This window comes from Achromobacter sp. JD417, assembly GCF_041879325.1.
Classification (GTDB): Bacteria; Pseudomonadota; Gammaproteobacteria; order Burkholderiales; family Burkholderiaceae_B; genus Achromobacter; species Achromobacter mucicolens.
In genome coordinates this window covers 1,848,202-1,863,985 of the sequence record NZ_CP087159.1, presented here as the reverse complement: position 1 = coordinate 1,863,985, position 15,784 = coordinate 1,848,202, and the positions used below count along the sequence as shown (strand labels likewise).

The 15,784-nt window shown below is 66.7% G+C and carries 10 protein-coding genes; 2 read left to right on the top strand and 8 right to left on the bottom strand.

From position 1 onward, the window contains the following. Window positions 1–18: 18 nt before the first annotated feature. The 5 genes from LN047_RS08585 to dnaE are packed head-to-tail and all read right to left on the bottom strand — an operon-like array spanning window position 19 to window position 7,349. Window positions 19–1,134, bottom strand: a complete 1,116-nt coding sequence (locus LN047_RS08585; RefSeq protein WP_373981509.1) for a glycosyltransferase — start codon at window positions 1,132–1,134, stop codon at window positions 19–21. After that, a complete protein-coding gene (locus LN047_RS08580; protein ID WP_056320194.1) occupies window positions 1,131–1,883 on the bottom strand; it encodes a glycosyltransferase family 2 protein in 753 nt (250 codons plus the stop codon). Before LN047_RS08580 ends, LN047_RS08585 begins: the two co-directional genes overlap by 4 nt. Then, window positions 1,880–2,728: a polysaccharide deacetylase family protein gene (locus LN047_RS08575; protein ID WP_152383881.1), complete on the bottom strand. Its 849-nt coding sequence runs from the start codon at window positions 2,726–2,728 to the stop codon at window positions 1,880–1,882. The genes LN047_RS08580 and LN047_RS08575 overlap by 4 nt, the downstream gene beginning before the upstream one ends. Continuing rightward, entirely contained in the window at window positions 2,725–3,855 is a 1,131-nt protein-coding gene (locus tag LN047_RS08570; protein WP_373982114.1) for a glycosyltransferase family 4 protein, read from the bottom strand. The genes LN047_RS08575 and LN047_RS08570 overlap by 4 nt, the downstream gene beginning before the upstream one ends. Window positions 3,856–3,857: 2 nt before the next feature. Further along, on the bottom strand, window positions 3,858–7,349 hold the full coding sequence (dnaE, locus tag LN047_RS08565) for a DNA polymerase III subunit alpha (RefSeq protein WP_152383880.1): 3,492 nt from the start codon (window positions 7,347–7,349) through the stop codon (window positions 3,858–3,860). Between the two features lie 151 nt (window positions 7,350–7,500). Between dnaE and lpxO the strand changes: the two genes are divergently transcribed. Then, window positions 7,501–8,400, top strand: a complete 900-nt coding sequence (gene lpxO / locus LN047_RS08560; RefSeq protein WP_373981508.1) for a lipid A hydroxylase LpxO — start codon at window positions 7,501–7,503, stop codon at window positions 8,398–8,400. 81 nt (window positions 8,401–8,481) lie between these two features. Here lpxO and hrpA read toward each other — a convergent pair whose 3' ends face one another. From hrpA to LN047_RS08545, 3 genes are all read right to left on the bottom strand, one after another. Further along, the gene (hrpA, locus tag LN047_RS08555; RefSeq protein ID WP_373981507.1) at window positions 8,482–12,462 is read right to left on the bottom strand and encodes an ATP-dependent RNA helicase HrpA; all 3,981 of its coding nucleotides are present in this window, start codon (window positions 12,460–12,462) and stop codon (window positions 8,482–8,484) included. An 84-nt stretch (window positions 12,463–12,546) separates the two neighbouring features. Beyond that, window positions 12,547–13,956 (bottom strand): FAD-binding oxidoreductase, encoded by a 1,410-nt coding sequence (locus tag LN047_RS08550; protein ID WP_373981506.1) that lies wholly within the window; start codon window positions 13,954–13,956, stop codon window positions 12,547–12,549. Between the two features lie 7 nt (window positions 13,957–13,963). Then, a complete protein-coding gene (locus LN047_RS08545; RefSeq protein ID WP_373981505.1) occupies window positions 13,964–14,644 on the bottom strand; it encodes an aspartate/glutamate racemase family protein in 681 nt (226 codons plus the stop codon). Window positions 14,645–14,796: 152 nt separating this feature from the next. Here LN047_RS08545 and LN047_RS08540 point away from each other — a divergent pair, with 152 nt between their 5' ends. Then, a complete protein-coding gene (locus LN047_RS08540; protein ID WP_373981504.1) occupies window positions 14,797–15,738 on the top strand; it encodes a LysR substrate-binding domain-containing protein in 942 nt (313 codons plus the stop codon). Window positions 15,739–15,784: the final 46 nt, after the last annotated feature.

The window sequence follows — 15,784 nt, the reverse complement described above, 5'->3', positions numbered from 1 at the left end:
AGCTCGACATTATATGACTCAGCGTCCCGCGAGCGTGCGTTGGTATACATCCACTGTGGCAGCCGCGAAACGCTCCAGGTTGAAGTCGCGCAAACTGGTCTCGCGCGCTTTGTGGCCCATCAGGCGCACAGCCTCCGGGTTGTCCAGCATGAATCGCAACTTGGCGGTCATGGCCGGGATGTCGCGCGCGGGCACGATCCAGCCATCCACGCCGTCGGTTACGTTTTCCGGAAGACCGCCCGCGTCACTGACAAGCGCCGGCAGTCCCAGCGCCATGATCTCGCGGCAGGCAAACGACAACGCCTCGCGGTACGACAGCACGAATACCGCGTGGCAGGACGCCAGCGCCGCGCGCACGTCATCGAGCAACCCGGGAAACTTCACCTGATCGATCATGCCAAGCTCGCGCACACGCGCCAGCTTGGCCTCGGAGGGCGGATCGCCCGCCACCATCAGCAAGACGCGTGCCTTGTCGGCCGGCGGCAGCGCGGCCGCGGCCGCGACCAGGTCCAGCCAGCCCTTGTCGTAATCGGTGCCGCCCGCGCTGCCCAGCAGCAGCTTGCCTTGCCAGTCCGGGCCAAAGAAGAGTTCGCGCAGCTTGTCCAGGCTTTCGGGCGGCGGCGGGGCAAAAAAATTCGTATCGATGCCGTGCCGGATGGTCGTGATGGGGCGTTTGCGGTACGGGGACTGCTCCATCATGCCGCGGATGTAGTCGCTGACGGCGATGCCGTGATCGGTGGCCAGCGCCACCCGCAGCTTGTGCCCGAAACTGGTCAGCGGGTGATCGTTGTGCTTGGTGAACACGATGCGCGGCCGGTGCCGCATGCCCAGCGTGGCCAGCATGACCTGCTTGTGATCGGCCGAGCCGTTGGCGTGGATGATGTCGAACTGGCCGTCGGCAATCAGGCGATGCAGCCTGGCGCGGTCCGTGAACCAGGACGAGGGGCGCGTCGTGTAGCGCATGTCCACCACGTTCACGCCGGGGATGGCCTTGGCGTAGCGGTACAGCCGGCTGGTCTCCGGCACCGCCACCGTGATCTCGTGGTCGCGGGCGAGCGCCTTGGCCAGGTTGATGATGTAGGTGACGTGCCCCCCGCCGTTGCCCGCGTGGAAGTTCGTGTAGAGGATCTTCACTTTTTGTTTTCTGCCAGGAACATCAGCTTCGAGTAACGGAAGAAGCTGCCCGCCGCCGCCGTCACGGCCAGCACGAGCCCGTGACGGCCGTCCAGGAAGCCGCGGCGGATCAGGTAGATGCGCACGAAGGTCCAGAAGCCGTGGCCCAGCGCACCGAAGACCGACGTGCGCTTGCCCTTGGCGTACATCATGGCGGCCGCGTCGGACGAATACCGGTTGACCTTGTTGATCAGCGCGTCCAGGTTGTCGTACGGATAGTGGTTGAAATAGCCGCGCAACTGCAGGGGACGGCCATTGGCGGGCACCACGCGTTCGTGCACGGCGGCATCGGTGAAGCGCGCCGTGCCGCGCTTGAAAAGCCGCAGCACGTAGTCGGGCCACCAGCCGCTATGGCGGATGTCGCGGCCGCAGAAGTTGGACAGGCGCGCGATTTCGTAGGCGTCAGCCTTGGGCGCGCGCAGCACGTCCTGGATTTCCTGCGCCAGCTCGGGCGTGACGCGCTCGTCAGCATCGATCGACAGGACCCAGTCGCCCGTCGCCAGGTCCAGCGCGCGGTTCTTTTGCGGACCGAAGCCGGGCCAGTCAGGGGTGACTTCTACCCGCGCGCCCAACGCCCGCGCCAATTCCACGGTGCCGTCGGTGCTGCCCGAATCCACAACGATGAACTCGTCGGCAAACGACACGGACTTCAGGCAGGCGGCAATGTTGGCCGCTTCGTTCTTGGTGATGATGATGACTGATAACTTCATCCGCGATTCCTAAGACGCTTTTTCCAGGCCTTCCAGGCGTGATAGCGCGGGCCCCAGAAGGGGTCGCGCGACAGCCAGATCCGGCGGTTCAGCCAGGAACCGCCCTGATTGCGCACCGCGAAGCGGTAGATATGAGCGGGATCCGTGCCGGGGAGGTTCTGGCCGAAAGGGTCGGTAGTGTACAAGTGCCGGAAACCGGCCTGCCCGGCGGCGGCCACGTAATCGGCATCGAAATAGCCCTGCGGCCAGCAGAGGTGGTCGCTCACGCCGCCCAGCCTGCGGATCAGGGTTTCACGCGAATCCTCTAGATCCTGCGCGATGTGCTCGCGCTTGGCGTTCGTATCCGCGCCGCAGACCTTGTCCCAGCGGGTGTGCGTGTGGGTGTGGGAATGGAATTCGAAGGTGCCGGCCGCCTGCATGGCCTCGATCTCGCTCCAGCGCAGCATCGCCTCATCGGCGCGGCCCGACGCCACGAGTTCCTTGCAGGCGTGGTGGTCGGGCGTGGGCGGCAGCGGGCCGCCCTGCCCCGCATGGGGCCGCACGGGGCCGTCGCCGATCCAGCCGGTGATGGTGAACAACACCGCGCGCATGCCATGACGGGCGAGGACGGGATGCGCGTGCACCCAGTTGTTCAGGTAGCCGTCGTCGAACGTGATCAGCACGGCGCGTTCGGGTACGGAGGCGCCGGCCAGATAGGCGGCAAACTGTGCCGTGGTGAGCGACTGGTAGCCGGCGCGGGCCAAGCGCGAGATCTGCGCCTCGAAGACGTCAGGCGTCGCGGCAATCATGCCGCCGGCCGGCGTGACGTGGTGGTACATCAGCACCGGCACATTGGGCGCATTCATGGGCGGCGCTCCGCCGGGCGGCGGTCCGCCGGGCGGCGCTCCGCCAGCCAGCGCAGGTAGATGGCTTCCGTGGTTTCCGCCAGGCGCGCGGGCGAAAACACGCCCTCTTCCCAGACCATCTTGCGGCCGGCCTCGCCCATCGCGCGGCGCAGGGCCGGCTCGTCGATCAGGCGCGCGAGCGCGGCGGTCAATGCGGCCGGGTCCTTGGGCGGGACCAGAAAGCCCGTCACGCCGTCCCGGAACATTTCGGACACGCCGCCCACGTTCGTGCCGATGACGGGCAGGCCGCTGGCCTGCGCTTCGACAAACACCGTGCCGGACGCTTCCTGTTGCGTGGCCAAGGCAAAGAGATCGAATCCCGCCAGCAGATTGGGCACGTCGCGCCGCGTGCCCATCAGATGGATGCGGTCCTGCAGTCCGCGCTCGGCGACGTACGCCTGGGTCTGCTCGAAGACCGGCGATCCGGCGCCGACGAACACCAGGTGCAGCTTCGGGCGCGTGGCCATCAGCGGCGCGATGGCGTCGATCAGGTCCTTGTGGCCCTTGGTGGCGCGCATGACGGCCACGCAGCCCACCACGACGTCGTCGTCGGCCAGGCCAAGTTCTCCGCGCAGGGTGGAGCGCTCGACCGGCGCGGGCAGCACGATGGGCGAATACACCGTCGCGATCTTTTCGGGCGGGACGCCGCGGGTGATGAGGTACTTGCGCACGTGGTCGCTGACGGCCGTGACGCGGTGCGGCAGGACGGTGTACGACCACATCGACCCGACCGGATTGGACAGGTGGCGGGTGCGCACGATGAGCGGCGTGCCGGCCATGCGCCCGGCCAGGGCCGCGATGACCGTGTCGCGCCGGCTGTGGGTATTGAGCACGTCAAAGCGTCCGGCCTTCAGGATCTTGCGGACCGCGGCCACACCCTTCAGGTAGTTCACCGGCCCGGCCATGTCCACGGCATGCACCGTGAAACCGGCATCGCGCAGCCGTTCCGTCAACTGCGCGCGCGGCTGGCAGATCGCCTCGAGGTGATGCCCACGCGCACGCATCGCGTGCATTTCCTTGAAAATACGTCCTTCCTGTCCGCCGAAACTGGTGGCGGCTTCCGAATGCACAATACGCAGGCTGGGCATCATTAGTAGGTGACCTCCACGCCATCAGGCTTGGTCCAGTCGTTCAGGTTGGCCAGCAGCGTGTCGGCCATGCGCACGCGCCATTCCTCCCCGAGCCTGACCGTGCACAGGAAATTGTTCTTCGTGTAGACGATATCGACCGGCACCCCCGGAATGCCATTCTCGGGTTCGGCGCGGAAGGGATTGAGCATCTGACGCAGGCGGGCCGCGTCTGCAGTGCCATTGAGCTTGACGCGCAGGGACTTGGCGCGCGCCTCGCGCGCCAGCTGCAGGTCGTAGAGCTGCTCGGCGACGATGCGCATGCCGCCGGAGTAGTCGTCGTTGCTGACCTTGCCCTGCACGATGACGAGCTGGTCTTCGCGCAGCCGGTTGCGGTGCTTCTCGTAAAGTTCGTTGAACACCGAGATCTCGACCTGCGCCGTGCCGTCGTCCAGCACGGCAAAGACCATCTTGCCGCGGCGGGTCATCATGACGCGCACGCTGGCCAGCACGCCGCACATCCATTGCAGGTCGCGCTGGGGTTCCACACGCGCAAGCTGCATCGGCACGATGCGGCGCACTTCGTCGCGCCACGCATCGAACAGGTGGCCGCTGTAGTAATAGCCCAGCGCGGATTTTTCTTCGGTCAGCTTCTTGTGCAGATCCCAGGGCGCGACCTTGGCCAGTTCGCCGGCGACCACGTCGCCGCTGTCGTCGCCAAAAAGCGAGGCCTGGTTGGCGCTGCGCGCGGCCTGCTCGGCCGCTTCCATGGCGGTAGGCACCGAGGCCAGCATGGCGGCGCGGTTGGGCTCGATGGTGTCGAACGCGCCGGCCTTGATCAGCGCTTCGATGGTGCGGCGGTTGACGGCCTGCTTGCTGACGCGGCGGCAGAAGTCGAACAGGTTCAGGAACGGGCCGCCTTCCTTGCGCGCGCGCAGGATGTCTTCGACCGCGCCCTGCCCCGTACCCTTGACGGCGCCCAGGCCGTAACGCATGGTGCGCGGCGGCTTGCCTTTTTCGGTGTGCTTGTCGGCGACGGGCTCGAACCGGTAGCCCGAGTGGTTGACGTCGGGCGGCAGCACCTCGACGCCGTTGTCCTGGGCGTCGCGGCAGAAGATCTGAACCTTGTCGGTGTCGTCCATGTCGGAGGACATGGTGGCGGCCAGGAACTCGGTCGGGTGGTAGGCCTTCAGCCAGGCGGTCTGGTAGGAGATCAGCGCGTACGCGGCCGAGTGCGACTTGTTGAAGCCGTACCCGGCGAACTTCTCCATCAGGTCGAAAAGCTTGACCGCCAGGTCGGGATCGTGGCCCTTTTCCTTGGCGCCCTGTTCGAAGAGCTCGCGGTGCTTGGCCATTTCCTCGGGCTTTTTCTTGCCCATGGCCCGGCGCAGCAGGTCGGCGCCGCCCAGCGAGTAGCCCCCGATGATCTGGGAGATCAGCATCACCTGTTCCTGGTAGACGATGACCCCGTAGGTGCTCTTCAGGGTGGCTTCCAGGTCCGGGTGGAAATAATCGACGGCCGCGCGCCCGTGCTTGCGGTTCACGAAGTCGTCCACCATGCCCGATTCCAGCGGCCCTGGACGATACAGGGCCAGCATGGCGATGATGTCTTCGAACGTGTTGGGCCGCAGCTTCTTGAGCAGCTCTTTCATGCCGCGCGATTCAAGCTGGAACACCGCGGTGGTGTTGGCATCGCACAGGATCTTGTAGGCCGCCGGATCGTCCAGGGCCAGCGCCATGACGTCGAAGTCGCGCTTTTCGGCGTTGAACTGGCGCACGTAGCGCACGGCCCAGTCCAGAATCGTCAGGTTGCGCAGCCCCAGGAAGTCGAACTTCACCAGGCCCGCGGCCTCCACGTCGTCCTTGTCGAACTGCGAGACCGCGCTGTTCTCCTGCCCCGGCTGGCAGTACAGCGGGCAGAAGTCGGTGAGCTTGCCGGGCGCAATCAGCACCCCGCCCGCGTGCATGCCGATGTTGCGGGTCAGGCCTTCAAGCGGCTTGGCCAGGTCGACCAGCGAGCGGACTTCTTCTTCCTGCTCGTAGCGGTCCTTGAAGGCGGGCTCGTCCTTGAGCGTGCGCTCCAGCGTCCAGGGATCCATCGGGTTGAACGGGATCAGCTTGGACAGGCCATCGCAGAACATGTAGGGCATGTCCAGCACGCGGCCCGCGTCGCGCACCACGGCCTTCGCGCCCAGCGTGCCGAAGGTCGCGATCTGGCTGACGGCTGCGCGGCCGTATTTTTCCTTGACGTAGTCGATGACCCGTTCGCGGTTGTCCTGGCAGAAGTCGATATCGAAGTCGGGCATGGAGACCCGCTCGGGATTCAGGAAGCGCTCGAACAGCAGGTCATAGCGGATGGGATCGAGGTCGGTGATGCCCAGCGCGTAGGCGACCAGCGAACCGGCGCCGGAACCCCGGCCCGGTCCAACCGGCACGCCGTTGTTCTTACCCCAGTTGATGAAGTCCTGCACGATCAGGAAGTAGCCAGGAAAGCCCATCTGGATGATGGTCTTGCACTCCCAGCGCAGCCGCTCGTAATACTGCTCGCGCTTGGACTCGCGCTCGGCTTCGTCCGGGAACAGGAACTCCATGCGCTTTTCCAGGCCCTGCTCGGAGAGCTGGACCAGGTAATCGTCGAGCGTCACGCCGTCCGGCGTGGGGAAATTGGGCAGGCGCGGCTTGCCCAGCACCAGGCTCAGGTTGCAGCGCTTGGCGATTTCGACCGTATTGGCCAGCGCCGACGGCACGTCGGCGAACCGGCGCGCCATTTCCTCGGAGCTGAGCAGGTACTGCTCTTTGGAGAACCGGCGCACGCGGCGCGGGTTGGCCAGGATCTCGCCTTCGGCGATGCAGACACGGGCCTCATGGGCCTGGAATTCGAATTCATCCAGGAACTGCACGGGATGGGTGGCGACCACCGGCAGGCCGGCTTCGGCGGCCAGCCGCATGGCGGCCTGGCAGTAGCCTTCGTCGCCGTCCATGCCGGCGCGCTGCAATTCGATGTAGTAGCTGCCGGGGAACATCAGCGCCCATTGGCGGGCCAAGGCCAGCGCCGAGACGGCATTGCCGGCCTCCAGCGCCTGCCCGACGTCGCCGGCCCGTCCGCCGGACAAGGCGATGAGACCGGCCTGCCCTTGCAGCCATTCGCGGCGGATTTCCGCGCGCCCCTTGCCCTGGTTCGTCAGGAAGGCCTTGGACAGCAGTTCGCAGAGATTCAGGTAGCCCTGGTGGTTGCGCACCAGCAACAGCAGGCGAAATGGCTTGGCGGGGTCTTCGTCGTTGGAGATCCAGACGTCGCAGCCGGCAATGGGCTTGACCCCCGCGCCGCGCGCGCCCTTGTAGAACTTGATCAGTCCAAACAGGTTCGACAGATCGGTCAGGGCGACGGCGGGCTGGCCCAGCTTGGCCACACGCTTGATGAGGTCGGGAATACGCACCGTGCCGTCCACGACCGAAAACTCGGAGTGAACGCGCAGGTGAACAAATGGGGTCGGGGTCGTTACGGCTTCGGACATGGCGGAATTGTACCCAGCGGCCGACCTCCAGAGGGCAATCCTTTGAATCAGAATCCGGCAGGCCGCGCACCCTGCTGGCTGATTGGCGTCGCCCGCTTGTGGGACAATACCGCCCATACCGCACCACCCCGTTGCACGACGAGATCTACCTATGAAATGGTTAATACCCGGGATCTGGCTTGCCGCCATCCTGTTCGCGCACTTCCGCGGCCGCGTCAAGCTGCCGCTGGGCCGGCAGATGCTGGACCACTCGGTGCTGCTGGCGCCGATCAACGCGTTCATGGTCCTGACGTCGCGGGTGCCCACCACCCCCTACCTGACCACCAGCGAAATCGCCGAACTGAAGGTGCTGGACGACAACTGGGAAACGATCCGCGAGGAAGCCATGCAGATGGCCGAGCTTCGCCGGATCAAGGCGGCCGACACCCATAACGACATCGGCTTCAACTCGTTCTTCAAGTACGGCTGGAAGCGCTTCTACCTGAAGTGGTACGACGCCCGCCACCCGTCGGCCGAAGAACTTTGCCCCAAAACTGTCGCCATCCTGAAGGGCCTGCCCAAGGTCAAGGCCGCCATGTTTGCCGAACTGCCCCCGGGCGGCCAACTGAACCCGCACCGCGACCCGTTCGCCGGGTCGCTGCGCTATCACCTGGGCCTGGCCACGCCCAACGACGACGGCTGCCACATCATCGTGGACGGCGAACACTACAGTTGGCGCGATGGCGAAAGCGTGGTGTTCGACGAAACCTACGTGCACGAGGCCTACAACAAGACGGACCAGAACCGGATCATCCTGTTCTGCGACGTCGAACGCCCGCTGAAGTGGCGCTGGGCCGAGGCCTTCAACCGCTGGTTCGGCCGCAAGGTCATGTCCGCGGCCAGCTCGCCCAACGACGGCGGCGACCAGACCGGCGCCATCAACAAGCTGACCCACGCGCACTGGGTGATCGACCAGAAGCGCAAGGCGTTCAAGAAGTGGAACCGCACGGCGTACAAGGCCACGAAGTACGGGCTGATCGCTTTGGTGGTCGTCGGGTTTCTGGCGCTGTAATCCCGCATGCGCACCGGTGTCTGACACCCGGGCGGGCCCCTGGCAGGCGGGGCGCCGGCTCCAGGGTGTCAGACACCCAGCCTAGCGCTGCAGGGACTCCCAGCTTTTCATCAGGCGTTTCACCGACACGGGCATCGGCGTGCGCAGCTCTTGCGCAAAAAGCGCCACGCGCAATTCCTCGAGCAGCCAGCGGAACTCGTCCAGCCGGGGATCGGGCGCGCCCTTGAGCGCCGACCGCGCCCGCTGGTACTGCGTGACCAGCGGCGCCATTTCCGCCACCAGCTTTGCATCCCGCGCGGGATCGGCGCGCAGCTTGTCGATGCGCGCCACCGCCGCCTTCAGGTATCGCGGAAAGTGCGACAACTGCGCGTAAGGGGTGTCGCGGATGAACCATTTGGGCATCAGCGCGCCAAGCTGCTGCTGCAGGTCTGCGTAGGCCGCCGAATGCGGCTTGGCTTGCGGCAGCTTGCGCTGCAGCGCCGCGTATTCCGTCAGCACCGCACCTGCCAGCCGGGCGACCTCCTGGGCCAAGAGGCCCAGCCGGCCCTTGCCCTCGGCGCGGCGCGCTTCGAACTGCTGTTCGTTCACCGGCCAAGGCTCGGCCAGGCAGGCCTGCCCCAGCGCGCAGTCGATGATCTGGTCGCGCAGTTCTTCCTGCGTGCCCAGCGTCATGTACAGCATGCTGATCTTGGTGAGATCGGTCAGGTTCTTTTCCAGGAACTTGACCTGTTCGCGCAGGCCCAGCCGGAAGAGCTTGAGCAGACCCGCGCGATGGTGCTTGCGTGCCTCGTCCGGATCGTCAAAGACGTCCAGGTCGCAATGCGCGCCGCGGTCCACCAGCGCCGGATAGCCGATGACGGACTGGCCCCGGCGCTTGATCTCCATGATCTCGGGCAAGGGGCCGAACGACCAGGAAGTCAGGTTTTCGTGCGCCAGCGCCTGCGCGACCTGGGTGTCGCTGGCCGCCAGTTGCTGGAAGGTGGCCTGGGCCTGCTTGCCGAACTCGGCCCGCAGTTGCGCAAGGTTGCGTCCGGCGGCCAGCATGCGGCCGTGCTCGTCCACGACGCGGAAGTTCATGAACAGATGCGCGGGCAAGGTCTCGAGCTTGAAGTCGCCCACGGCCGGACGCACCTGCACCTGATCCCACATGTCGGCGATGATCGCGTCCACCAGCCCCTGCTGCGGATCGGCCTGGCGGTCGAACCAGCGGTCGTAGAAGCCGGCGGCGTAGTCGGGCAGCGGCACGCAATGGCGGCGCAGTTTCTGCGGCAACGACTTGAGCAGCAGATGCACCTTTTCCTTCAGCATCCCGGGCACCAGCCACTCGCAGCGCGCGGGATCGATCTGGTTCAGCGCGAAAAGCGGCACCGACAGCGTGACGCCGTCTCGCGGCGAGCCGGGTTCAAAGTGGTAGTCCAGCGCCATCGACACGCCCTGCCACTCCACCTTCTTGGGGAAGACATCGGTCGTGACGCCGGCGGCCTCGTGGCGCATCAGCTCGTCGCGCGTCAGCATCAGCTTGGCCGCGGCCGCCTTGTCCAGGCCGCTTACCCACTTTTCCAGCGACGCCGTCTGCGAAATGTCGGCGGGCAGTTGCCGGTCGTAAAACGCGTAGATGAGTTCGTCGTCGACCAGGATGTCCGGCCGGCGAGTCTGGTGTTCCAGCTTTTCGATGCCCGCGATGAGCTTGCGGTTGTGCGCGACGAACGGCAGGCGCGTGTCGATTTCGCCCGGCACCAGCGCCTGGCGGATGAAGAGTTCGCGCGCATGCGTGGGGTTCACGCGGCCGTAGTGAATGCGCCGGCCGGTGTAGATGGCCAGGCCATACAGCGTGGCGCGCTCGTTGGCCACCACCTGCCCGGCCTTCTTTTCCCAGCGCGGGTCGGACCAGTTCTTGCGGATCAGGTGCGCGCCGACCTTCTCCAGCCACACAGGGTCGATGCGCGCCACGCAGCGCGCATACAGGCGGGTGGTCTCGACGAGTTCGGCCGCCATGATCCAGCGGCCGGCCTTCTTGGCCAGACGCGAGCCCGGATGGATGTGGAAGCGGATATCGCGCGCGCCCAGGTAGCTGCCGCCCTCGTCGCTCTTGAACCCGATGTTGCCCAGCAGGCCGGACAGGAGCGCCATGTGCAGCTGTTCATACGTGGCTTCGGACTGATTGACGCGCCAGCCCTGCTCGCCCACCAGCGCCGCAAGCTGCGTGTGCACGTCGTGCCATTCGCGCAGGCGGATCGGCGACAGGAAGTTCTGCCGCAAGAGGCCCACCAGCTTGCGCTGCGAGGCCTTGTGCTGCACCTGCTCGCCATACCAGCGCCACAGCTTCAGGAACGAGACGAACTCGGATTTGTCGTCGCCGAACTTGGCGTGCGCGGCCTCGGCGGCCTCGCGCTCCTGCATGGGGCGGTCACGCGGATCCTGCACGGACAACGCCGAGGCGATGATCAGCATCTCGGCCAGGCACTGGTGTTCGCGCGCGGCCAGGATCATCCGGCCGATGCGCGGGTCCACGGGCAGCTTGGCCAGTTCATCGCCGGTGCGGGTCAGAACAAAAGACGCGCCCGTGCGCCCGTCGTCCGCATCATCGTCGGACGCCGACGCCAGCTCGATGGCGCCCAGTTCCTGCAGCAGGTGGTAGCCGTCGGCCACTGCCCGCCCCGGCGGCGCCTCGACGAATGGAAACTGCTCGATGTCGTCGAGCTTGAGCGACTTCATCCGCAGGATGACCGACGCCAGCGACGAACGCAGCACTTCGGGATCGGTGAAGGCGGCGCGGTTGTTGAAGTCCAGCTCGTCGTAGAGCCGGATGCAGACGCCCGGCCCCACCCGGCCGCATCGGCCGGCGCGCTGGTTGGCCGAGGCGCGGCTGATGGGCTCGATGCGCAGTTGCTCGACCTTGTTGCGCCACGAATAGCGCTTGATGCGGGCAAGCCCGCTATCGACCACGAAACGGATGCCGGGCACGGTCAGCGAGGTTTCGGCCACGTTGGTGGCCAGCACGATGCGCCGCGCGTTGCCGCGCGGGCGGAAGATCTGTTCCTGCTCGGCCTGCGACAGCCGCGCAAAGAGCGGTAGAACTTCGGTGCCCGCAGGATGGCGCTTGCGCAGCGCTTCGGCCGATTCGCGGATTTCGCGTTCGCCGGGCAGGAACACCAGCACGTCGCCCGGGCCATGCCGCGCGCATTCGTCGACGGCATCGACAATCGCATCGATCAGGTCGCGCTCTTCGTCGCCCGACATGCGCTCGCGGTCGCGGCCGGCCTTGTTGGGCGCGGGCGCGTTGTCGTCGGCGGCGGGCTCTTCGCGCACGGGCCGGTAGCGCACTTCGACGGGATACAGGCGTCCGGAGACTTCGATGACCGGCGCGGGCTTGTCTTGTGAGGCGGCAAAGTGCTTGGCAAAGCGCTCGGCATCGATGGTGGCCGAGGTGATGATGAGTTTGAGGTCCGGGCGCCGCGGCAGAAGCTGCTTCAGGTACCCGAGCAGAAAATCGATGTTCAGGCTGCGCTCGTGCGCCTCGTCGATGATGATCGTGTCGTAGCGGCGCAGAAGCGGATCGCGCTGCGATTCGGCCAGCAGGATGCCGTCCGTCATCAGCTTGATGGACGCGTTGGGACCGGTGCGGTCATTGAACCGAACCTGGTAGCCGACAACTTCGCCCATGGGCGTGTTCAGCTCCTCGGCGATGCGCTTGGCCACCGAGGTCGCCGCCAGCCGGCGCGGCTGCGTGTGGCCGATCATCTTCTGGCGGCCGCGGCCCAGTTCCAGGCAGATCTTGGGCAACTGCGTGGTCTTGCCCGAGCCGGTCTCGCCGCTGACGATGACGACCTGATGGCCGGCGATGGCGCGCGCGATCTCCTGCCGCCGCGCGCTGACGGGCAGGTCTTCGGGATAGGTGACGGCCGGAATGGGCCGTTCGGGACGCGGCGTGGCCAAGCGGCCTTCGGGCCGGGTCCGGGCGGCTTCCCGGGTGTGTTTCCGGGATTGTTCCCCGGACTTTTCCGCGTCGCTGGCGCGCGGCGCCGGTTGCTTCGGCGCCCGCGGGCTGGAGGATTCAGGCATGTAGGATTTATCCGATTAGCCCGCCATTATAAATTTCTGGCGGACTTCGCGCGCGCAGCCCCTGCCCAGCCCGCTTCGGGCGTCCTACAGCAGCTTGCCTGGATTCATGAGCTGGTTGGGATCGAGCGCCCGCTTGATCATCAGCATCAGGTCCATTTCGACCGGGGATTTGTAGCGGCGCAGCTCGTCGCGCCGCAACTGGCCCACGCCATGCTCGGCGCTGATGCTGCCCCCGCGCTGCGCCACCAGGTCATGCACGCGCCGGTTCAGCGCGGCGGTCAGCCGGGCATATTCGGCCGGCACCACGTCCAGCGGCAGCAGCACGTTGTAATGCAGGTTGCCATCGCCGATGTGGCCGAAGTTGATGATGGGCAGCCCCGGAAAATCCGAGACCAGCGCCAGATCCGCTTCCTCCACAAACGCCGCCAGGCGCGAGATCGGCAGCGCGATGTCGTGCTTGACCGCCTTGCCCGCACGCACCTGCGCCTGCGAGATGCCCTCGCGCAGGCGCCACAGGGTCTGCACCTGCGTGTCGTTCATGGCGACGACGCAATCCTGGATGACGCCGGCCTCCAGCGCCGCCCCCAGCGCGGCTTCCAGCAAACCCGGCAGGCCTGCTGGTTCCGTGTCGGACAGCTCCACCAAGGCGTGATACGCGTGACGGCCGGCGAGCGGGCTGGCCGCGCCGCTGACGTGCGCCACCACCAGGTCCAGGCAGCGCGCCGACATCATCTCGAACGCGGTCAGCCGTTCGCCGCAGACGCTCTGCAGGCGGCTCAGCAACCCCACGACCTGGGCGGGCGTCTCGGCCCCCACCCAGGCCGCCACGCGGCCCGACGGCGCGGGATACAGCTTGAGCACCGCGCCGGTGATGATGCCCAGCGTGCCCTCCGAGCCGATGAACAGGCTTTTCAGGTCGTAGCCGGTGTTGTCCTTGCGCAGCCCGCGCAGGCCGTTCCAGACCCGGCCGTCCGGCAGCACCACCTCCAGTCCCAGCGCCAGGTCGCGCGTGTTGCCATAGCGCAGCACCGCGGTGCCGCCGGCATTGGTGGCCAAATTGCCGCCGATGGTGCAGCTGCCCTCCGCGCCCAGGCTCAGCGGGAAGAAGCGGCCCACCTCGCGCGCGGCCGCCTGCACGTCGGCCAGCAACACGCCGGCGTCGGCGCACAACGTGTTGTTGACCGGGTCCACCTCGCGAATGCGCTTCATCCGGTTCAGGCTCAGGATCACTTGCGCGCCGCTGCCATCGGGCGTGGCGCCGCCGCTCATCCCGGTATTGCCGCCCTGCGGCACCACCGGCGTGCGGGTCTGGTGACACAGCCGCATGACCGCGGACACCTCCGTGGCGTTGCGCGGCCGCACCACCACGGGCGTGCTGCCCTGCCACTTGCCCAGCCAGTCGCGCACATAGGGCGCCTGGCCGTCGGCATCTAGCACCAGTCCGCCATCGCCCACCAGATGCGACAGCCGCTCGATCAGTTCATGGTTGCGCATGGTGGCCTCAGGCGCCGTGCCAGTTCAGGCGGATGCGGCCGATCGCCATCGCCGCGGCAGCCTGGGTCGGCTCGACCACGGGCAGGCCCAGCTCGGCCTGCAACCAGCCCCGATAGGCGGCCATGCCCGCGCAGCCCAGCACCAGCACGTCGGCCTGATGCTCGTCGCGCAGCCGCGCGCCGACATGCAGCAGGCGCTCGCGCGTGCGGGCTTCGTCGGACAGTTCCACCACGCCCAGATCCAGCGGCAGCTCGGCCGCCACGCGGCCGGCCAGGCCGATTGCACCGAACATGCGCCCGTGACGCGGCAGCGACTGGCGCAGGATGGCGATCACGCCGACGCGCTGGCCCAGCGTCAGGGCGGTCAGCATGCCGCATTCGCTGATGCCCAGCACCGGCTTGCGGGTGGCTTCGCGCACAGCGTGCAGGCCCGGATCGCTGAAGCAGGCAATGACGTAGCCGGCGGCGGCGGCGCCGTGGTCGGCATCCAGCTTGCGCACCAGGGCGGCCAGCGGCAGGGTCACGCTTTCGACGTCCAGCTGGGTCTGCACGCCCGCCGGGCCCTCGGTCAGCGTCAGGCACCGGATGCGCGGACCACCGGCCATGCGCAGCGGTTCCAGCGCCGCGTCGAACGCGTCCGTCACGGCCTGCGTGGAGTTGGGATTGATCACAAACAGGGTCTGTTCCATTCGTCCGTCCTGGTGTTGGCGACGCGCGGGCGCGGTCCGGGGCAAGGTACGGCGCCAGTCTAGCCGCGCACGGCCTGAGCATGTATTGTCAATTTGTGCGCTGCCCTTAACCCTTTGTTATGCTCGTCGCGTCAATTCGGAGCGGGCGCGCCATGCAACTGAATCTGCGGCAAATCGAAGTCTTCCGGGCGGTGATGACCACGGGCTCGATCAGCGGGGCAGCCAAGCTGCTGTTCGTTTCGCAGCCCGCGGTCAGCCGGCTGCTGTCGCACACGGAACAGCGCCTGGGCTTCGCGCTGTTCGAACGCATCAAGGGCAGGCTCTATCCCACGCCCGAATCCCGGCAACTCTTTCGCGAAGTGGAAACCGTCTATGCGGGCGTGCGCCGCGTGGGCGAGCTGGCCTCGGAACTGTCGGAGCGGCGCAGCGGCATCCTGCACCTGGTGTCCAGCCCCAGCATCGGCCACATGCTCGTGCCGCTGACGATCTCGCGCTTTCGCGAAACGCATCCGGACGTCAAGATCACCTTCCAGCCGCTTACGCAGCAGCCCCTCACGCAGATGCTGCTGGACAACCGCGCCGAACTGGGCGTCGTGATCCTGCCGGTCCAGCACCCCAACCTGCTGACCCAGCCGATCGGGCAGGCCAGGCTCGTCTGCATCTGCCCCTACAACCATCCGCTTGCCCATCGCTCGCTGCTGTCGATCGGCGACCTGCTGCCCTACCCGCTGATTTCCTACGGCGGCGACACGCCGTTCGGGATGCTGGTCGAGCAGATGTATCACGAGGCCGGCCAGACCCGCCGGCTTGCTGTCGAAGTGAGCTCGCCGCAGAACGCGTGCTCGCTGGTGCAGGCTGGCGCGGGCATCGCGATCGTCGACGAATTTTCGGTCAAGAGCCGCACGCAAGGCGACTTCGTGGTGCGTCCGATCGACCAGGCCAAGATCCTCACGGCGAGCCTGGTGCAGTCGCGATTCGAGCCCCTGTCGCAGCTTGCGCAAGCGTTCGTGGACGTGCTGCGCCACACGCTGCAGGAGCAGGGTTTCGAGCTGTCGGCGCAGGCCCTGGCAAACCCTGCCAAGGGTAAACCTTGACTTAACCGGCTGTTATACCAAGGCAATAAAAAAGCAAGTGGAGTTC